22 protein-coding genes are annotated in these 19,351 nt (G+C 62.2%); 14 read left to right on the top strand and 8 right to left on the bottom strand.

Annotated elements, in window-relative coordinates; translation table 11 throughout:
- Positions 1–72 precede the first annotated feature (72 nt).
- The 12 genes from EJ071_RS33790 (at position 73) to EJ071_RS33735 (ending at position 9,165) form a co-directional block, all read left to right on the top strand.
- Positions 73–729, top strand: a complete 657-nt coding sequence (locus EJ071_RS33790) for a type III secretion protein (protein ID WP_245460066.1) — start codon at positions 73–75, stop codon at positions 727–729.
- Positions 730–741: 12 nt separating this feature from the next.
- On the top strand, positions 742–1,362 hold the full coding sequence (locus EJ071_RS33785) for a hypothetical protein (protein WP_126101737.1): 621 nt from the start codon (positions 742–744) through the stop codon (positions 1,360–1,362).
- 106 nt (positions 1,363–1,468) lie between these two features.
- The gene (sctJ, locus tag EJ071_RS33780; protein WP_245460065.1) at positions 1,469–2,209 is read left to right on the top strand and encodes a type III secretion inner membrane ring lipoprotein SctJ; all 741 of its coding nucleotides are present in this window, start codon (positions 1,469–1,471) and stop codon (positions 2,207–2,209) included.
- Positions 2,206–2,829, top strand: a complete 624-nt coding sequence (locus EJ071_RS33775; protein ID WP_126101736.1) for a SctK family type III secretion system sorting platform protein — start codon at positions 2,206–2,208, stop codon at positions 2,827–2,829. Before sctJ ends, EJ071_RS33775 begins: the two co-directional genes overlap by 4 nt.
- Positions 2,829–3,449, top strand: coding sequence for a type III secretion system stator protein SctL (sctL, locus tag EJ071_RS33770; protein ID WP_126101735.1), 621 nt, complete (start codon positions 2,829–2,831; stop codon positions 3,447–3,449). Before EJ071_RS33775 ends, sctL begins: the two co-directional genes overlap by 1 nt.
- Positions 3,446–4,795 (top strand): FliI/YscN family ATPase, encoded by a 1,350-nt coding sequence (locus EJ071_RS33765; RefSeq protein WP_126101734.1) that lies wholly within the window; start codon positions 3,446–3,448, stop codon positions 4,793–4,795. The genes sctL and EJ071_RS33765 overlap by 4 nt, the downstream gene beginning before the upstream one ends.
- On the top strand, positions 4,792–5,280 hold the full coding sequence (locus tag EJ071_RS33760) for a hypothetical protein (RefSeq protein ID WP_126101733.1): 489 nt from the start codon (positions 4,792–4,794) through the stop codon (positions 5,278–5,280). Before EJ071_RS33765 ends, EJ071_RS33760 begins: the two co-directional genes overlap by 4 nt.
- Positions 5,281–5,432: 152 nt before the next feature.
- Positions 5,433–6,413, top strand: coding sequence for a type III secretion system cytoplasmic ring protein SctQ (gene sctQ / locus EJ071_RS33755; protein WP_189521328.1), 981 nt, complete (start codon positions 5,433–5,435; stop codon positions 6,411–6,413).
- Complete coding sequence (sctR, locus tag EJ071_RS33750; protein WP_126101731.1) at positions 6,406–7,059, top strand: type III secretion system export apparatus subunit SctR; 654 nt, start codon at positions 6,406–6,408, stop codon at positions 7,057–7,059. The genes sctQ and sctR overlap by 8 nt, the downstream gene beginning before the upstream one ends.
- A gap of 18 nt (positions 7,060–7,077) precedes the next feature.
- Entirely contained in the window at positions 7,078–7,347 is a 270-nt protein-coding gene (locus EJ071_RS33745; protein ID WP_126085461.1) for a flagellar biosynthetic protein FliQ, read from the top strand.
- A 9-nt stretch (positions 7,348–7,356) separates the two neighbouring features.
- Positions 7,357–8,172: a type III secretion system export apparatus subunit SctT gene (sctT, locus tag EJ071_RS33740; RefSeq protein WP_126101730.1), complete on the top strand. Its 816-nt coding sequence runs from the start codon at positions 7,357–7,359 to the stop codon at positions 8,170–8,172.
- A 168-nt stretch (positions 8,173–8,340) separates the two neighbouring features.
- Complete coding sequence (locus EJ071_RS33735) at positions 8,341–9,165, top strand: DUF1445 domain-containing protein (RefSeq protein ID WP_126101729.1); 825 nt, start codon at positions 8,341–8,343, stop codon at positions 9,163–9,165.
- 285 nt (positions 9,166–9,450) lie between these two features.
- Here the strand turns inward: EJ071_RS33735 and EJ071_RS33730 are convergent, their stop codons facing one another.
- The 4 genes from EJ071_RS33730 to EJ071_RS33715 form a co-directional block, all read right to left on the bottom strand.
- Positions 9,451–10,263, bottom strand: a complete 813-nt coding sequence (locus EJ071_RS33730) for an SDR family oxidoreductase (protein ID WP_126101728.1) — start codon at positions 10,261–10,263, stop codon at positions 9,451–9,453.
- Positions 10,264–10,352: 89 nt separating this feature from the next.
- Positions 10,353–10,853, bottom strand: a complete 501-nt coding sequence (locus EJ071_RS33725; RefSeq protein ID WP_126101727.1) for an SRPBCC domain-containing protein — start codon at positions 10,851–10,853, stop codon at positions 10,353–10,355.
- Positions 10,854–10,856: 3 nt separating this feature from the next.
- Complete coding sequence (locus EJ071_RS33720) at positions 10,857–11,456, bottom strand: NADPH-dependent F420 reductase (RefSeq protein WP_126101726.1); 600 nt, start codon at positions 11,454–11,456, stop codon at positions 10,857–10,859.
- 213 nt (positions 11,457–11,669) lie between these two features.
- Positions 11,670–12,404 carry an SDR family oxidoreductase gene (locus EJ071_RS33715; RefSeq protein WP_126101725.1) on the bottom strand — a complete coding sequence of 245 codons (735 nt, stop codon included), beginning with the start codon at positions 12,402–12,404 and terminating at the stop codon, positions 11,670–11,672.
- Positions 12,405–12,738: 334 nt separating this feature from the next.
- Between EJ071_RS33715 and EJ071_RS33710 the strand changes: the two genes are divergently transcribed.
- A complete protein-coding gene (locus EJ071_RS33710) occupies positions 12,739–13,635 on the top strand; it encodes a LysR family transcriptional regulator (RefSeq protein ID WP_126101724.1) in 897 nt (298 codons plus the stop codon).
- A 445-nt stretch (positions 13,636–14,080) separates the two neighbouring features.
- On the opposite strand, the gene EJ071_RS33705 is transcribed toward EJ071_RS33710, so the two are convergent.
- The 4 genes from EJ071_RS33705 to EJ071_RS33690 form a co-directional block, all read right to left on the bottom strand.
- Complete coding sequence (locus EJ071_RS33705; RefSeq protein WP_126101723.1) at positions 14,081–14,602, bottom strand: SRPBCC domain-containing protein; 522 nt, start codon at positions 14,600–14,602, stop codon at positions 14,081–14,083.
- Complete coding sequence (locus EJ071_RS33700; RefSeq protein WP_126102828.1) at positions 14,583–14,945, bottom strand: metalloregulator ArsR/SmtB family transcription factor; 363 nt, start codon at positions 14,943–14,945, stop codon at positions 14,583–14,585. The genes EJ071_RS33705 and EJ071_RS33700 overlap by 20 nt, the downstream gene beginning before the upstream one ends.
- A 188-nt stretch (positions 14,946–15,133) precedes the next feature.
- Positions 15,134–15,922 (bottom strand): MraY family glycosyltransferase, encoded by a 789-nt coding sequence (locus EJ071_RS33695; protein WP_245460064.1) that lies wholly within the window; start codon positions 15,920–15,922, stop codon positions 15,134–15,136.
- Positions 15,919–16,932, bottom strand: coding sequence for an NAD-dependent epimerase/dehydratase family protein (locus EJ071_RS33690; protein ID WP_126101722.1), 1,014 nt, complete (start codon positions 16,930–16,932; stop codon positions 15,919–15,921). Before EJ071_RS33690 ends, EJ071_RS33695 begins: the two co-directional genes overlap by 4 nt.
- A gap of 417 nt (positions 16,933–17,349) precedes the next feature.
- Here EJ071_RS33690 and EJ071_RS33685 point away from each other — a divergent pair, with 417 nt between their 5' ends.
- Complete coding sequence (locus EJ071_RS33685; RefSeq protein ID WP_126101721.1) at positions 17,350–19,338, top strand: acyltransferase family protein; 1,989 nt, start codon at positions 17,350–17,352, stop codon at positions 19,336–19,338.
- Positions 19,339–19,351: the final 13 nt, after the last annotated feature.

Here is a 19,351-nt window from a genome sequence, read left to right as displayed (position 1 = left end):
GGATGAACTCGGCGGGTAAACCATGACACGGGCGACGCGGGCTATTGCTCCGCGCCCCTGCGATAGGACCCAATGTTGACGGCACGCGGTACCTGCCATGTGCACCAGTTGTCGAAAGCCAACGCTGTCTTCGTGGCCGGCGGCATCGCGGTGATTCTGATGTTCGGCCTTGCTGCTTCGCCGGCCAATGCCGCCGAGCCGCGCTGGCCTCCCGGTCCCTACAAATACATCACCATCGATCAGTCGGTGACGGATGCGCTTGTCGAGCTTGGCCGCAACATGCGGGTGCCCATGCGCGTCAGCAAGCTTGTAAAGGGGCGCCTGAGCGACGGCATGCCCGTTGGAACGGCCCGTGAGTTTCTCGAAGAGATTTGCAATCGATACGGCCTAGTCTGGCATTTCGACGGTATCGTCATGAACGTCGCGACCGAAGCGGAGGTCCAGACGGAGATGATCCCGCTTGACGCCAATACGGCTGCCGACGCGGAAGATCGGCTTTCGCGACTGGGCGTCCTCGATCCGAAGTTTCCGGTGAAGGTTTCCAGGCAGGACGACGTCGTCTCGGTATCGGGGCCGCCGTCCTATATCGAACTCGTCAGGAAGACGCTCGGAGTTCCGGCCGCACAGGGCGCCAAGCAGGAAGCGGGCAAGGTTGCTTCGGTCCGCGTTTTTCGCGGAAGGCAGGCGGAGGCGCAAAATGTCCCCTCCGCAAAACCGATTAAGGAATAGGAGGGCAGCTTCATGCAGATCGCGCCGATTGGAGCCCTGGAGGCCACGCTGGCAAACTTGACCACCAGCATAGGCTCGCAGCAGCAGATCAACGCCGGCGCGGCGGCGCAGCCGGGCAACCGAATGGCAGGCGCCAAGCAGGACGAGCACGAAGCCGCGCGGCCCAACGCGCCCGAGCGCGGCGATGTCGCCACACGCGCAGGCCAGCAAGTGGCGCAGGCATCGTCCGGAGCCAATCCGGCAATGGCCGGCCAGTCTCCCAAATCGGAAAAGACCGAGCCGATCGTCGAGCGCAAACTCTTCGACTATCTGGCCGAGGTGGAGAAGTCCGGAGGGGGAACGGTCGCGGATCCCTCGGCCCTGTTCGGCTCCGCTGTTCAGTCGCTGGAAGGAACCATGCAGCAGGTCCAGAAGGCGCTCGGCAGGGCGAACACGCCGGCGCACGCTGAAACGGCCGCCACGCAGGATGCCGCACCGTCAGGCAAAGAAGCCGAAAATGCTCCGGCAAAGAATGCCGAGCAACTGCTCGAACGGTCCATTTCGGTGATGTGGGCGGCAGCCAATCTCGAAGTCGTGACGAGCAGCGTGAAGGCTGTGACTTCGTCCACCAGCACGCTGATCAAGCAACAATAGGCGCTGCGGAGTGTTCGTGCCCGAATTGATCCTGCCTCGGCGGTCAGCGCTGTTCAGTCGATGCGTCGCCGGGTGCCGCGTCGCGCTTGTTGTCGTGGGCATGCTTATGCTCCAGGCCTGCTCGGTGGAGCTCTATTCCAACCTCGATCAACGGCAGGCCAACGAGATCGTGGCCACGCTGATGCGTCATGGGATTCCGGCCCAACGCGAGGCCAGCAAGGACGGCAAGATGACGGTTTCGGTACAGAAGGGCCGTTTTGCCGAAGCCATGGCTATCCTCGACGAAAGCGGTTTGCCCAAACAGGAATTCCAGTCGCTCGGCGAGGTGTTCAAGAGGGGCGGGCTTGTGTCCTCGCCGGTGGAAGAGCGGGCGACGATGATCTATGGCCTAAGCCAGGAGCTTTCGCAGACGATCTCGGACATCGACGGCGTGCTTTCCGCGCGCGTTCATCTCGTTCTGCCCGAAAACGATCCGCTGAGACAGCAGCTGGTGCCGTCATCCGCCTCCGTCTTCATCCGGCATCGGGCATCCGTGCCGATGAATGCGTTGATCCCACAGGTCAAGATGCTGGTGGCCAAGGGTATCGCCGGGCTGACCTATGACAACGTCTCCGTCACGCTCATTCCGGTCGCCACGACAGCCCCGGAGCAGGAATCCGAGGCAGGGTTTACAACCTTCCTTGGCCTCTGGCTGCATCCGGACAGCGTGGCGGCCGCTATGTGGCTGTTCTACGGCATGGCGGCGGCGATAGTCGCGCTGGCTGCGCGGTTGGCCTACCTGCAGTGGTACCGACGACTCGGTGTCTATGCCCTCGACGCTTCCGCAATAGCTGTGAAGAAGACATGATCCGCGCCCGCTCGGAGCAAGCCGCCAGCCCGCAGTGGCAGGCATTCGTCTCCGGCCCCGCATCCTATGCGGACGCGGCCCGGCTCTCGGACTGCTTTGACGGCGCGATCGGCGAAGCCGCGTGCCATCGCATGCTGCAGTCGCAACGCCTGCATGAGCGGTTGTCGAAGCTTCTGCTGGAGCGTTACCGCCTCTCTTGCGCGGTCGATGAACCGTCCGACGAAGTGGATCGGGCGATCGCCCTGTCTTCGGGCGAGGAACTGGAGGACCTCGCGCTTCGCTCGGGAGCAATCTACTGGGCCGGCAGTCTTGCCGCCGTCATTGACGGACGCGAGGCCGATGCGCTGCAGGCGGCGCTCGGCGCGGATCTCTGTACTTTCGCAGTCGCCAACCGTGACCTGGCCGGTCCAGTGCGGCCGTCGGAGCCCTTGGAAGATATCCGCCATCGTGTCTATGCCGATGGCCTGAGCTGCCTTGGCGGGTGGTGTCAGGCAATGCCTGGCGAAACGGGCATGCGCGTTCGCCTCAAGCTCATGCCGCATGAATTCGTCGACCGGACGGCCAAGCCGTTCGTCGAGTGCGGTCCGGCGATCGTCCGGCGCGCGATGGGGTTGACGTGATGGTCGAACCGGACACTGCGACCAACGATATGCCAAGGCGGCCTTACGCCCGCATTCTGCGCGCCGCCGAGGCGCGCGCCTGGCAGGATGGCTATGCATTTCTCGATGGGGCGAGGCGTGATGCCCAGCAGATGCGCGACGCCGCCCGGCGAGCCTATGCGGCCGAATACGCGCAGGGCTACGAAGACGGCAAGGCGCAAGGCGATGCCGATGCCGCCCGGCTGATAAGCGAAACGGCGGTCAAGGTGGATCGCTATCTTGGCGGGTTGGAAGCCGAAGTCACCAGTCTCGCCCTCGATGTCGTCAGGCGGATTCTGGGAGAATTCGACGTCGGCACGCTTGTCGCCAAGGCAGCAGGACAGGCGGTGACCGATATTCGCCGGGCCAAATATCTGAAGGTCCGCATCCATCCCGCATCTGTGGACCGGGTTCGCGAAGAGCTGGACGCGGCCTTGCGCAAGAGTGATCTGGGCATGACGGTCGAAATCGATGTCGACGATGCGCTGGCGCCGGCTGCTTGCATACTCTCGACCGATGTCGCCGTCATTGACGCCAGCATTGACGCTCAGCTCGATGCCATCGCCACCGCAATCTCGTCGAAGGCCGAGGCGCCGGCATGACAGGTCTAGCCATCGATATCGAAGGCCGTCTGGCGTCCATCATTCCAAATCTCCGCTCCGGCCTGCGCGACGATTCCAGCCGCCCTCGGAAAGGGCGTGTGCGGCGGTTGATCGGGACGGTCATCCACGCAACCGTCGAAGAAGCCCGGATCGGCGAGATATGCGAGCTAGTCGACCCCAAAACCGGCAGGACGACCAAGGCGGAAGTCGTCGGGCTCATGGATGAGATGGCGATCCTTGTTCCGTTAGGCGATCTGGCCGGCCTTTCAAGCCTGACCGAGGTCGTTGCGACCGGAAAGGACCAACTGGTGCCCGTCGGTCCCGGCCTTCTGGGCCGCGTGATCAGCGCTTTCGGAGAACCATTGGATGGCAAGCCGCTTTCGGCGGAAGGCATTGTCGGCAGCTATCCCGTCAATGCCTATCCGCCATCCCCGCTGGAGCGCAGCCTGATTTCCGAGCCGATCCAGCTTGGGATCCGCGTCCTTGATGGGTTGCTCACCTGCGCGCGCGGGCAGCGCGTCGGCATCTTCGGCGAGCCCGGTGTCGGCAAGTCGATCCTGCTTTCCGATATCGTCAGCGGCACCGACGCCGATGTCGCCGTGGTTGCCCTCGTCGGCGAGCGCGGGCGCGAGGTGCGCGAATTCTTCGAACACCAGCTTGGACCGGAAGGGCGTCAGCGGGCGATCGTCGTCGTCGCGACGTCGGACCGGCCCGCCATCGAGCGCGTCAAGGCCGCTTATGTGGCGACCAGCATTGCCGAATTTTTTCGCGACCAGGGCAAGCATGTGCTGCTTGCGATGGACAACATAACGCGGTTTGCCCGCGCGCAGCGTGAAATCGGCCTGGCCTCGGGCGAGCCGCCGACGCGGCGCGGTTTTCCGTCGTCGCTGTTCGCGGTGCTGCCGCGCCTGCTCGAGCGCTCCGGGCCCGGTCGCGTCGGGTCCATCACAAGCCTCTACAGCGTCCTTCTGGAAGGCGATGGCACGCTGGATCCGGTCGCCGAGGAAATTCAGGCGCTGCTCGATGGCCATGTCTTCCTGTCGAACGAACTTGCGCAGCGGAACCATTTCCCTGCCATCGACGTCCTGCGCAGCAGAAGCCGTCTGATGGATGCCGTCGTGCCGTCCACGCATCGGGCCGACGCCGGCCGTCTGCGCGAATTGCTCGCCCGCTATGCCGACATCGAACTTCTCTTGCGTGTCGGTGAGTATGAAAAGGGCAGCGATGCCGTGGCGGACGAGGCGGTGGCGAAGAACGACGCCATCAACGCCTTCCTGCGTCAGCCGTCCGCCATGCACGAGAGCATCGAGAAGACTCGCCAATTGATGCGGGAGATCGTCGGATGAAGGAGCCTGACATGATCGCCCGATTGCGCGACCTCAGAAGCCGCCGTGAAGAGCGCGCCAGGCAAGATGTGATCAGAAGGCACGCGGCGGCGCAGCGGGCGGCAAGGCAAGGCCAGGAGGCCGCCGCCGCGGTGACGGATCATCTCGAGCGTATGCTCGACGCCGAAGATGCGGCCTTCGGCGCGCTCGTTGGCCAGCCGGTAAAGGCTGCCAGCCTCCATCGGCTCCAGGGACGGTTCGAGGGCGCCGCGAGAAAAACCGATGAGTTGCGGGAAAGCGCGAAGACTGCGGCGCTCGCCGAGCAGCGACGACATGCCGAGTTGTCGGTGGCTCGCAACGATCACCGCGCGAGCATGAAGGCTGTAACCAAGCTGGACAGGCTGTCGGAGCAACTGGCCAGACGCAACGTGAGTCGTCGCCTGGCCCTGGCCGAGCTGTCCGAGGAAGAGGAGCGCGGCCGGTCGCGACTGCCCGCGCAACGATAGCCCAATCCGTGATCGATATGAATGTGATGCCTCAAGACGTCGCGCCGGCGAAAAGGAAAGCGCGGGTAAAACCGGCGAAACGGACCGCCGCACGTGCAAGCGTTGGAGAACGGCTGACGCTGGAAATTGTCGCGCCCGTGGATGTTGGGGCGTTGAACGCCTTCTACCGTCGCCGCAACGCCGCGCAGATCACGATTGCGCAGAAGGCCATGGCGATCGCAGCCATCTGGCCGGCGCCCGGCCCTGCGGACCAGCCGCAATGCTCGATCGGGTTCGCCGTCGGGGATATGGCCGCACAATTGCGCCTGCCGCTTTCCGTTGTCGAGCGGGGCCTCGCCAGGGTCGACGGATCGGTCGATATCAAACGGCTGGCGCCGGCTCATGCTGCGCTTCTGCTAGAGGCCGCGTTCGAAGATGATCTCGCGTGGATCGAGGGCAAGCTGGATGAGCGGATCGCGATCATCTCCGTCGCGCCGGAAGATGCAATTTCCGGCGAAACTCCGTTCGCTTTTGTCCTGACGGGTAAGGATGAAACGATAGGCTGCGTCTTGACCGCGGATAATGCCGCTCTGGCGGTGCGGATCGGTCGCTTTCTCGACGAGCTCGGCAAGACCAGGGCGCCGGTCCCCGACGAAATTCCGCTGCCGGTCTGCCTTCGGCGCGGCCCGCTTAGGCTCACCCTTGGCGAGCTTCAAAGCCTGCAGACTGACGATGTGGTGCTTCTCAGCGATGCGGTGGAGGAACGCATGGCGGCGCTCGTCATTGCCGAGCGCCTTTATGCGCCGGTGGCCCTGATGGCCGACGGCCCGCAATTGCTTGCCGCGCCGACCGCAATCGCTGGATCGAATTGGGAGTGGACCATGAACCAGACCGAGCAGCAGCCGGCCGTGCAGGCCCTGGAAGAGTCAACGATCGACGAGCTGTCGATCGCGCTTGCCTTCGAGGTCGGCCGCACCGCAATGCCGCTCGGAGAAGTGAGGCAGCTTGCGCCCGGCGCTATCGTTCCGCTCGCCGATGTAGCCGGGGCGACTGTCGACATCCTCGCCAACGGCAGGCGTGTCGGTCGTGGTGAGATCGTGCGGATCGGAGAAAGCATGGGCGTGCGGATCGTTCGCATGTTCGATAATGCTTGAGAATTCGCCCAACCTGCTTGGGATTCTGATCGCCGTCGGCGTGGTCGGATTGCTGCCGCTGGCGGTCGTCACGATGACGGGCTTCCTGAAGATTTCGGTCGTGCTGTTTCTGATCCGCAACGCGCTTGGCGTTCAGCAGATGCCGCCCAATCTGGTACTCTATGGCATAGCGCTCGTGCTGACGGTCTATGTCACCACGCCTTTGCTGAGCGAAATGTCGGCCCGGCTTCAGGAAGGGCAGGTCCAGTTCCAGACCACCGATGACCTCGCCAGGGCGGCGCAACTGGCCAGGGAACCCTTGCAGCGCCACCTCATGAAATTCACCCAGCCGCAGGAGCGGCAGTTCTTTCTCGACGGAACGAACCGCCTGTGGCCGGAACAGGCCCGGCAGAATCTCAAGGACGACGATCTCTCGATACTTGTCCCTGCCTTTGTCGCATCCGAGCTTACCCGCGCCTTCGAGATCGGCTTCCTGCTTTATCTGCCTTTCCTGATCATCGATATCGTCGTTGCGAACGTCCTGATGACGCTTGGCATGATCATGGTTTCGCCGGTCCTCATTTCGATCCCGCTGAAACTGTTCCTTTTCGTCGCCATAGACGGCTGGTCGCGGCTGATGCACGGCCTCATCCTGAGCTACGGCTGACGCCGCTGGAGGTTTTGCATGAGCAACGACTTCATCCTGGCGAAGGTCCAAGGCGCGCTTCTGACGGTTTTGCTAGCGTCCAGCCCGGCGATCATCGCGGCGCTGGCCGTCGGCATCCTCGTCGGACTTGCCCAGGCGCTGACGCAGATCCAGGACCAGTCGCTGCCGCAGACCATCAAGCTCGTCGTGATCCTGCTCGTCATCATGGTCTTCGGTCCGCTGCTTGGCCAGCAGATCGCGCAGCAGGCCTCGACAGCATTGGACGAATTCCCCGTCGTCACGCGTTGAGGCACGCGGATGCCGGTCGAACCACTCTTCACCTCGGTCAAGGAGCTTCAGTTCTACCTCCTGGCAGGCGCTTTCGCGCTCGCTCGCCTGACCGGGTTCATGCTGCTGATGCCGCTCTTTTCGCGCGTGCCGCTGTCGGGGCTTCTGCGCAATGGCGTGGCGCTGGCGCTGGCGGTCCCGGTCTTTCCGATGATCGTGAACAAGCTGACGAGCACCGACCTCCCGACGACGATGATCGTGCTCTATATGCTCAAGGAGGTCGTCGTCGGGGTGACGCTCGGCCTGGCGATGGGCATACCGTTCTGGGCGGCGGAGGCGGCGGGCGACATCCTGGATTTACAGCGCGGTTCCACGCTGGGGACGCTGATCGATCCGATGATGACCCATGAGACTGGTGCTACCGGCACCTTCCTCGCCATCATCATGATCACGATCTACCTCGCAGCCGGCGGCCTGCAACTTTCCCTGACCGGCCTCTACGACAGCTATGGCCTCTGGCCGATCGACCGACTTCTGCCGGTGTTCAGCAAGGACGCGGCCGGAATCTTCCTCGATCTGCTGGACCGCATTCTGGTGATGGCGCTGACCCTCGTTTTCCCGCTGATCATCAGCCTGCTCCTGTCCGACATCGTGCTGGCCTTTCTGGCGCGCGCCTCGCCGCATCTCAATGTTTTTGCGCTTTCGCTGGTCGTCAAGACGCTGGTCTTCAGCCTCGTCTTTGTCCTCTACGCGGCTTTCCTGCTTTCCTACATGAACCGTGACCTCGGTTTCCTGTGGGAAGCAGGCCGTCAGATAGAAGCGATCAGCTGCATAAACTGTCAGTGAGAGTCAGTATGTCTATGCTAAAATGCTAATAATAAGGCGTTCGTTGGCTAATCAATAAACACAATTTATCGAAGAGGAAAGATTCTGACGATTTGACAAGCGACTAGCCTGCCGATGATCTTACGCATCTTTCGATGCGTCCGCGAAACGTGCATACTTCAGGAAGCCATGGCTCGCCAGACCACTTCATTGTTCTATGACAATTTGCGGCTGGTGGATGCGGATAAGCTGCGTATGCTGGTCAGAACGGGTGTCTATGAGGGGCACACGGGCGGGCTTGCGCGCGGCAAGCTGCAGGCCAATGTCGTGATTGTGCCCAGCCGCTTTGCCGGCGATTTCCATCAGTTTTGCGTGCGCAATCCCAAGCCCTGTCCTTTGGTGGGCGTGAGCCGTGCCGGCAGCCCATTGCTCCCGGCCCTGGGTGATATCGATATCCGCACCGATGCCCCCCAGTACAACATTTATTATTTCGGCGAGATGATCCGTCAGAAGACAGATATCATCGACCTATGGCGAGATGATTTTGCCGCCTTCGCCCTCGGCAGTTCGCTTACCGTCGAAGCTGCCCTCATCGAAAAGGGGATCAAGCTGCGCAGCAGAGGTCGCGGCAATGCCCTGCCCAAGTTTCGAACCAAGATCATGACGTGCGACGCGGGACCGTTTGGCGGCGAGATGGTCGTCTCCATGCGTCCGATAAGATTGAGCGATGTCGACAAGGTTCGCGCCCTTACAGCGCGCTTCCCGCGTGCCCACGGCTCGCCCATCCATGTCGGCGAGCCATCGATAATCGGAATAGCGGATCTGATGGCTCCCGACTGGGGCGACGCGGTCGAAATCATGGAAGGGGAGGTCCCGGTGTTCTGGGCGAGCAGCCTGACCGCGCAAGATGCGCTTGCTCGTGCCGAGCTCGCGGTATCGATCACAGTATCGCCAGGGCATATGCTGATCACCGACGTCGACGCACAAGCGGATGCCGGTGTCTTCAAGGTCTGATACCAGCTTTCCGGCTCTCTCCGATACCGCTGTCGGTTCCGGCGCCGCTGACGGGGCGCCTACGACCGGGATACTCCGGAAGCATCCGTCCGCTTTTCTAGCCTAACCATCCCAAAGCCGTCAGTCCGCTTGCGGCCCCGAAGCGGACCGTGTCAACCGATCCGATCAACTACCGCCTTACCGGCGGGGTACGCCGCCACCGGACGTCAGGGGGAGCTTAATCTTCGTTCGAGCACTATAACGGCTTTTGCGCGTCTCCCCGAAGGTCTACGGCGCTGTTGGTAGCTAGGCGACGAAGCGGACCACGCCGCCGTCCACCCGCAGCGCGGCGCCGGTCGTCGCGGAAGCCTGGTCCGAGCAGGCGTAAATGATCATGTTGGCCACTTCTTCCGCGGTCGCGAAACGCTGAATGAGGGTGGTCGGACGCATCGCCTTCAGGAAGCCTTGTTCGGCCTGCTCCTGAGTGATCCCGTTCGCCTCGGCCTGCTTCGCCATGAAGTCGCCTAGGATCTCGGACCGCGTTGGTCCTGGCAGGACAGCGTTGACGGTGACGCCCGTGCCCGCGACCGCCTCCGCAAGCCCGCGCGAGACGGCGAGTTGCGCGGTCTTGGTCACGCCGTAGTCGAGCATCTCCTTGGGGATGTTGACCGCGGACTCGCTGCTGACGAACACGACGCGGCCCCAACTCTTCTTCACCATGCGCGGCAGGTAGTGGCGCGTCATCCGCACGCCGCTCATGACGTTTAGTTCGAACAGGCCAAGCCAGTCTTCGTCGGGGATCTTCGCGACGTCCTCGATGCCATTGTAATCCCGGATATGCGCCGTACCCACGTTGTTCACGAGGATATCGGCGTCCGGCGCCTGCGCTATGAAGGCCCCGACACCCTCCACGGTCGCCAAGTCTGCTGCAACGCCGGCGACCTCGCTCCCGGGGACAGCCTGCCGAATTTGCCGCACGGCCTCGTCGACTCGCGAGGTCCCCCGGCCGCTGATAACAACCGATGCCCCGGCGCGGGCCAAGCCCTCCGCGGTGGCGCGGCCGATACCCGCCGTTGAGCCGGTGACGATGGCCGTCTTACCTTTAAGGTCGATATTCATGTCATTCCATATTGGCCGGCACGGCCGGCGCTCTGCTCACTGCGAATGATGCCCGGGCGGCGGGGCCGCCCGGCTTCAGGACAAATGGGTTAGCCTTCCCTGACTACTTCCGCCTCCGCCGCGCGGGCGAGGCGTTCGACCCATTCCTGGTGATAGCGATAAAGCGCTCCGGGACGCTTTCGTCCGAGCTCCTCGAGGAACCAGGGTCCCTGCTGGGTTTCCTCCGTCAACACGTGGCACCCATCATCGGTGGGGGTGATGACCCACCCATGGTATGCACTCGAGCCGGTCTCATCGCCGTTGACAGTCGTCGCCCATGCAAGCCGGCGTGAGGGCTCGCACTCCGTGACGACGAGGCTCATCGGGAAGCCAACCGTCACCCGGCTGTATTTGGTCCCGCGCGCTAGCTCCCTTTCACCGCTCAGGATCTTGACCTGGTCTTCGGGAGGGAAATAACTCGACCAGTTCTCGGCGTCGACCAACAGCCTCCATACCACTTCGGGGGGCGCCTTCGCGTTGATGTCGTTGAGCGCATAGATGGCCGACGTTTTGGGATCGTACTTCGCAGGCCAAATCACACGATCGTACATCGATTACTGCTCCTTCTTGAACAAATCCTGGAAGATGAGCCGGCCCCAGCTGCGGCCGCGTGCGTGCACCAGCGCGCCACCCTCGTTGAGCTTTCCCAGCTTGACGGGTGCGAACCCGAGTTGTTTGGCCAAATCCGCCACGGGAGCGGTCGCGTCCTCGTCGTCGCCCGACAGAAAGACGACCCGGTGGCCGCCCTCGACGATCGGATCGGTAGCCAGGGTGGCCGCAACCAAGTGATTGAACCCTTTCACGAGCTTGGCGCCGGTAAACGCCTTCGCGACAAAGGCGGAGGACGGGAGACCGTCCAGCTCTTCAGGGACTGGAAACGCGTTCGTCGCGTCAATGACTGTCTTGCCTTTCCAGCTCGGCAGGGTCTTCGCAATCTCGCGATGCTCCCCGAACGGGACCGCCAAGATGATTGTGTCGGCCTCAAGTGCATCCCGCAGCGACTTGGCGACGACCGTGGGTCCAATCGCCCGAGCCTGCGGCGCCAACGCCTCGGGAGGCCGGCGGCTCGCGACGGCCACCTTGATGTTCTTACGGGCGAAGGCCCGGGCGAGGGCTTGGCCTACCGCACCGAATCCTACAATCGCATAGCTCATGATACTTCTCCGATCCGTGTTGATATTGATTCCCCGGCCTTCAACGGCGCCGGGTTATCCGTTTCGCTGCATGGTGACCTTCGCGAGATCTTCGGACCGCCACCCAAGCGATGCGCGTCATCGGTTCGAATTCCTGAATTGACGCGTGGACGCCTGCCGTGAACGAGTTCCGCGCGGCCGGACGGTCAGCCACTTCCCGCGATCGGCGCGATTTCAGATGGCCGAGAAGCCGCCGTCGACAGACAGCTCCACCCCGTTCACGAAGCTCGAATCGTCTGAAGCAAGAAACACCGCGGCCGTCGCAATTTCCTCGGGACGCCCCATCTTTCCCCGCGGGATCAGGGATTCGAACATCCGCTTCGCCTCCTCGGTGAGAACTTGGTCCTGCATCGGTGTTGCGATCGGCCCCGGGTGCAGCACGTTCACCCGGATATTCCAGCCCTTCAGCTCGTTGAGCCACCCGCGTGCGAATGCGTGCAACGCCGCCTTGCTCGCCGCATACACGCTGTAACCAGGAAAACCCTTCACCGAAGCAACTGATCCGGTCATGAAGATCGATCCGCCATCGTTGAACAGCGGCAACGCCTTTTGCACCGTGAACAGTGTGCCGCGCGTATTCAGCCCGAAGGTCGCATCGAAATACTGCTCGGTAATTTCGCCCAGTGGGACGGCTTCGCCCGTGCCGGCGCTGGCGTACAGGACGTCGATCTTGCCCTTTTCCCGCTTAACCGTGTCGAATAGACGGTCGAGGTCGTCGAGATCGGCCGCGTCGCCGCGCACGCCGGTCACGTTCCGGCCAATCAGCCTGACGGCCTCGTCGAGCGCCTCCTGCCTCCGGCCCGTTATGAAAACATAGGCGCCTTCTTCAACGAACCGCTTGGCGCTTGCCAGCGCCATGCCGCTCGATCCACCCGTGATGACTGCAACCTTACCTTCAAGCTTTCCCATGACTTGTCCTTTCGTCGTGTCGGACAGCATCTGGTCCCATTGGCGACACGATGCTTCCTTCAGGTTTCCATCCTTGACTCGTCCGGGGACGTCCCCGGGAACCTTGAGATGGGTCCGCCGGCGTCAGGCGTTGAGTGCGGAAGTGCGCACATCGGTGGTGCGAAATCGATCCGCCTGGACGACTGACGCCAGCCGCGATCGGCGCCCGCCGTTCGGACTTGGACCGTGCTTGTAGGCAGTGATCACGCGCCCGTGCTACCCCACATTCGAGAGGATGTTCGATGGTGTTGGACTCGGGCTTTGGAAGGCGCACCGCGCGGTGCCGGATTGCACCATGATCGACTGGGATGACGTTCGCTACTTTCTTGCCGTCGCGCGCGGCGGCTCGGTGCGGGCTGCCGCCGACCGCCTCGGTGTGAACCACTCGACCGTGCTGCGACGCATCGCCCAGCTCGAGAAACGCCTCGGGGTGCACATGTTCGAAAAGCTGCCTTCGGGCCACCGCCTGACGGCTGCGGGCGAGGAGGTCCTCGAGTTCGCGGACCAGATGGAAGCGTCGTCGCACCTGCTGGAGACGCGCGTCTTCGGACGCGACCAGAGCGTGCGCGGGCTTCTGCGGGTGACGCTGGCGCCGCCCCTCGCGACACACCTGCTCATGCCGGACTTCGCCGATTTCGCGCGTCTGCATCCGGACATCGAGATGGAAATCGTGTCGTCCGGCGAACTGGCAAATCTGACCAACCGAGAGGCCGACGTCGCGATCCGCGTCGTCTACGACCGCAAAACCTTGCCGCTCAATCTTCACGGCCTGAAGGGGCCGGAGGTGTTCGGCGGCGTCTACATGTCTAGTGATCGACTAGCCGCATGGCGTGCGGGCGCGCCTGATCCCATCCGGTGGATCGTCATAAGCATCCATGGAATTCCGGATTGGGCCAGCGATGGCGAGGTTCGCACCACGGGGGTTCCATTCAGGACCACGGACGGCGAGGCGCAGATCGTTGCTGTACGGCAAGGGCTCGGGATCACGACACTGCCGTGCTTCGTCGGCGATGCCGACCCCCTACTGGTGAGGGTGCCGGGCACCGACCTGCATATGTACGGAACGCTCTGGCTTCTCACACAGGGGGAGACACGCAAGACGAAGCGCGTGCGGCTCTTCACGGAGTTCGTATCCCGCAGGCTCTCCGCGTACGCTCCGCTTCTCGCTGGGCTGTCCATATCGCGCGACTGACGCCCAGCAGGTCGCCGGCGACGCTTGCCGTAATCCGGTCGGAAGCCGAACTGCGATCGCTTGAAGCGGCGTCGTTCAATCCGCGAATGTTGCGCCGTATCGCAACCGGCGCGAGGCCCACACTACTGACGGCGACTGACTTCCGCTGACGGTCTCTTTGGCAGGCTGGAAACGCCGCTTTTGCGGAGAACTCCGAGGAAAAATAGACCAACCGATATCGATAGTCTTTGAAACCGAGCAGATCGCGGATCGCCTAAATTCTCCTTTGAATTCAAGAGCGAGAATTTCTGACGGATCCGGGATATGGTTCTTCGTCGTTGGCGGAAAGATTTTCCTCGATGGATCAACGCATTATGATGCTTCAGAACAATCGAGTGGGAATGATTTGATGTCCTTCGCCGGCTCGTGGTGAAGAGCCAGGCGGCCGATCGCGAGATCGACGACTTCATGACCATCCCCTGCTCGCGCCAAGGGTGACGAGAAGCTCGTCCAGTTGCTCGAACGTCTCGCTCATCGCATCCGCCGCCCCGGTGCCGGCTGCGTCGAGAGCTTCCTTCGAGGGATAGAGCTCGTGCATGACCAGCAGCGTCTTGCCACCTTTTTCCTCGAAGGTCACCGTGGTGACGGGTCCACCGTCACCACCTTCGTCATTGGTCCAGACGAGACGCGAGTGCGGTGTCACTTCGATATACCTACCGAAGAACTCGTCAGGATTGGAGGCATCGTGGCCGAACACCAAACGGTACCTGCCCCCGACACGAACATCCATCTCGCAGGAACGCAGGAACATGCCCATCGACTTCGGTGCCCACCACCGCATGAACAGCTCGGACTTGGTCCACGCCTCGAACACGATGCGCGCCGGGCCGTCGAAGGTTCGCGTAACGACCAGCTCACGCTCGGACTTCCGTTCCACCGTCGTGCGGTTCTTCACGGGGGTGGGCCTGCTATCTCTTCTTTCGTCCATCGACTCTCTCCTTCCGTTTCAATTCCTCGACAACCTTGTCCAACTCGTCGAAGCGTGCGTCCCAGAGCTGGCGGTACCTCTCGATCCATGCCGCCTCTTCCTCCAGTCGGCGCAGGCCGAGCTTGCAGGTCCGGACGCGCCCGACCTTCTCCGTGGTGACGAGCCCCGCCTGCTCCAGGACGCCGACATGCTTCTTCATGCCCGTGAGGGTCATGTTGAACTTCACGGCAAGGTCAGTGATCGAAGCGTCCGCACGTCCGAGCTGCTCCAGAACGCCGCGTCGGGTGGCGTCCGAGAGCGCGGCGAACGAGGCGTCGAGGCGGGGCGTTATATACTGAACCATATGGTTCAGTATATAACGCACGGATTGACGGCGTGCAAGGAGAGCCCGAGCGCGCGCTGCGCCGCCGAGCGGTGAATCTGAATCAAAGCCATCGGCATGGTGTGGCGTTATGGGTATGCAAATCGGCGGACTCGCCAGGGCTGCTTGCGACCTATCGAGGATCAGACTTTCAAGCTCATTCGGCAGCCCTATGGATTTTGCCAGACGGTAAATGCCAGGCCGATCGCAAGCGCCGTCGCGCCGTAAAGAGCCGGCAAAGCTCTGCTGCTGACGCCCATCCGCAGCAAAGCGTGTCCAAGATGGTCGGTACCACCGATCCAGGGCCGCCGTCCCTGCCGAATGCGGCGAACAACGACGAATACGGCATCGATCAATGGCACTGCTATCCAGGCCAACGAGGAACCGAAACCTTTCTCAGCCGCGAGAAGCACGATTGCCGCACCAAGCAGAAGGCTGCCGCTGTCACCCATGAAAACACGCGCAGGCGGGTAGTTGAAACAGAGGAATCCGGCGCAGGCCCCCGCACCCGCCATTCCAGCTTCGCCGCCAAGGCCAAGGAAGGCGGCCGCAACTGTGCTCGCGGCAAGGCCGTCGGCATGATCCAGCATGTTGACCGCGTTGCAGGCTGTCCAAATGACGATCGGTACCCACCACGCACCCGTGATGATGCCGGCAACTATCGCCGCAACGGCCAATGCCGCGGCCTTGGCTTCGGCGGAAAGGGATCGGACGTCATCGAGCGCGCCGACCAGGCAGAAAATGGCGAGGAGGAAGATTTGTCCGGGCGCAAGCCATGGCGACATCGCGATCAGCAGGGCCGGCCCCGCAAGTCGAGGAACCTCGCCCGATGTATGCCATCGGTCACTCTTGACTTTAGAGACAGCTCCGATGCGCGTCGCTAGACGCGCAAATAGCCAAACGCAAGGAACTGCTACGAGCAGGGCCCCGATGAGCGGGACCAATGGACCGAGCGTCAAGCGATAACTCGTTCGGCACGCATATGCTCTATGCAGTCGAGGATCGTCTGCATTGTGCCTCGCAGCGGACGCCAGCCGGTCATGGTGGTCAAAAGGCTTGTGTCCGGCACGCGGTCATATGTTACGGCGAACTTCTCGCCATAGACCGCACTGGAAGGTTTCATGACGATCGGCGCGTTCGTCTGGGTGGCCTCGACCACCATCTTTGCAAGGTTTCCGATCTGCACCGCCTCGCTGCCGCCGAGATTGACCGGCCGGCCCCGCAACGAGCGACACTGCATGACCAGAAGCAAACCTTCGGCGGCATCGGCAACATGGAGGAACGCCCGCCTCTGCTCGCCATCGTCGTGAACCACAAGCGGCTCGCCCCGCAAGGCCGCGTTGACAAATGCTGGCAACACAAGGCCGGTCGCCGAGCGCTGGCGCGGTCCGGCCATGTTGAATGGTCGAACGATCCAAGTAGGGATGCCCAAATCAAAAAACAGTCCAGCCACCAGATGCTCAACCGCCGCCTTGGCAGCGGCATAGCCCCATCGCGGTCGCAGGTCCGTCACAACTGGATCGGACTCGGTGATTGGCCGATCGCGGCCGGAGCCGTAAACTTCCGAACTCGACGTGTAAAGAAGCGGCCGCCGGTGCAGTCGGCATGCCTCGACGATCGAACAGCCTGACTCCAGAATGCCGCTGGTGACGGCGAAGCGTTCCTTATGGGCACGCTGTACCCCGATCGGGCTCGCCAGATGGAACACGGCGTCGGCCAAGCCGACCTCCTCGCGCACCGCCGCATCGTATGCCGGATCGCCGACCCTGAAAGTACGGATTGTCAAGCGGGGATCGCCGTCGGGCAGATTTCGAAGCGAGCCGTTCGAAAGATCGTCGATAACGGTTACCCTGCAATTGCGCGCAAGCAACAAATCGGCCAGCGCCGACCCAACGAAGCCTGCGCCACCGGTAACCAAAACATGTGTACGTGGGCCGAATTCAACCATGTCCGAGCTATGGTTGTCCAAAGTTGCCCCCTCCAGAACGACGCGTGGTCTCGCAACGCACAGGACAGTCTTTCTATACAGTCAAGGACATGATGAACAACTCGTTTTTCTATCAAGCCGATCTAAGCTGGCCGAGCTTTCGGCGATCCTCGACATCTTCAACGAATAAGCACGCCTCCCGGCGTGGTACCATGACCCAGACGCCTTGGCCCATGAGGGCAGCACTGATTCAGCACCTGTGTAGATTTCGTCGTTCTAGCGTGAAATAAATTGTGGGGGAATCCCATATTTCGCCAGTCCAAGTCGCAAGAGGCGCTAATATTCGAATATATCGGCGAGACTATTTGGAACCGCAGCGTGACCGTCGCACCTGGTCCCGCCATCGGCTTATGAGGCGCCATCAGGCGATGACGTTCGAGAGATAGCTCGGGAGGAGCTTTGAAGTTCGACTATCGGCCCGACGTGGACGGCCTGCGCGCGATCGCGGTGATCGCCGTCATTCTTTTCCATTTCGGCGTGCCAGGTTTTCCCGGGGGATTCGTCGGCGTCGATATCTTCTTCGTCATTTCCGGCTACCTGATCACGCGCCTTTTGACAGCCGAGGGCAGCCAACTGTCGCTTGTCGAATTCTATGGCCGGCGCGTGCGCCGGATCCTGCCGGCTATGCTGGTGATGATGGGAGTGTCGCTCGCGGCCGGCTGGTTCTTCCTGCTGCCCGGGGACTATGCCAGCCTGGGGCGCAGTGCAGCCTTTTCCGCAGCCGGCCTGGGGAACTACTACTTTCTCTGGAATACGGGCTACTTCGATCGCGAGGCGACACTTCTGCCGCTGCTCCATCTCTGGTCGCTCGGCGTCGAAGAGCAGTTCTATCTGGTTTGGCCGGCCTTGTTGATCGCCGCGAGTCGTATATCGCGGGGCGGACGGTCATCGTCCGTCGTGGTAATCTGCCTCGTCGCGGTGATCAGCTTTTCGATTGCTCTGCACCTCGTGGCCGTCGATCCAAAGCAAGCGTTTTACGGTCCCTTCAGCCGAGCCTGGGAGTTGGCGCTGGGCGGCCTGGTTGTATTCATGCCGGCCGTCGGGCGCCGTGGCATTTCCGAGGCGTTCGGCTTGGTAGGCTTTTGCCTGATCGTTGCCAGCACCGTCTGGCTATCGTCGAGCCAGCCATTTCCGGGAGCGTACGCGCTTCTCCCGGTGGCCGGCGCTGTCCTGCTGATCTGGCCTCGCTCCCAGACCATTTTGGGTGCCGCTCTCTCCAGCCGGCCGCTCCGAATGACAGGGAAGGTCTCCTACAGCCTCTATCTATGGCACTGGCCGATCCTGGTCTTCTTCCGCCACTATGCCGGTGACTCAACGCCGACGGCTGGCGAAGCGTCGGTTCTCATCGCGACGACCTGGCTGGCCGCGTATCTCTCTTGGCGAGTCGTCGAAGAGCCTGCTCGTCACCTGCGGTTTTTGCCCTTACGCACCATTGCCGCCGGAGCGGTTGCAGCATCGGTTGTCGGCTTCGGTGGTAATGCAATCTTCGAAGCCGGCGGCATCGCCAGCCGGATTCCGAAAGAAGGTGCGGCGATGCGCAGCCTCGACGTGATGTGGGACTGGCAATGTCCGCAACTGGTCAGGATCGACGAGCTGGGCAGCACGTTCTGCGCCTTCGGGGCGCGCTGGGACAAGGCCAGGCATCGCGGCATTCTTTGGGGCGACAGTCATGCGGAGCATATGGCGCCGTTGCTCGATGTTGTCGGACAGCAGGAGGATACGAGCTTCTTCCTTTATCGAGCTTGCCCGGCGGCTCTTGGAAAAGAGGTTCACCGCAACAACCCTGAAGAGCCCGCCTACAAGGAGAGCTGCGCTTCTTCACGCAAGGCCGCCGTTGCACTGCTTGGGCGGCGATCCGACATTGACATTGTTGTTCTTGCTTCAGCCTGGACGAACCTTGCCAATACCGATCTCGTTGCTGATGATGGTCGGCACGCGGACAAAGTCCGGCTGGTGCGCGACGGATTGCAAAGCCTCGTCGAAGAAATCAGCATCCCCGAACGGCGTATCGGAATCGTGGGACAGGTGCCGGGGCCAGGTTTGGATTTGACGTCGTGCGCGGCGCTGCGCGAAAGCAAGATATTGAGACGTTGCTCGACCGATATGGACAGCGAGCGGATTCTGCAGGCGTGGTCACCGATGGTGACCGCGCTGGGGTCGCTTGCAGCGGAAAATGGGGTGTTCTTTGTTGACCCGCTCAAAGGGATGTGTCCGAATAGGCATTGCGCCACCTACGTCAACGGTGAGTTCATTTACCGCGACGGGTCTCATATGCGCAGAAACCTGAAACCGGAGACCGACGCCGCCATTGCGCGAATGATGGGTCTATATCCGGCACTGGCTACTGGCGATACTCAAAGCCGGTTATCGACTGCCGCTAGCGATTAGAGCTGTCGGTAAG

The sequence above is a fragment of the Mesorhizobium sp. M1B.F.Ca.ET.045.04.1.1 genome, from assembly GCF_003952465.1.
In the GTDB taxonomy this organism is placed as follows: Bacteria; Pseudomonadota; Alphaproteobacteria; order Rhizobiales; family Rhizobiaceae; genus Mesorhizobium; species Mesorhizobium shonense.
This window is presented reverse-complemented; position numbering and strand designations above follow the sequence as displayed.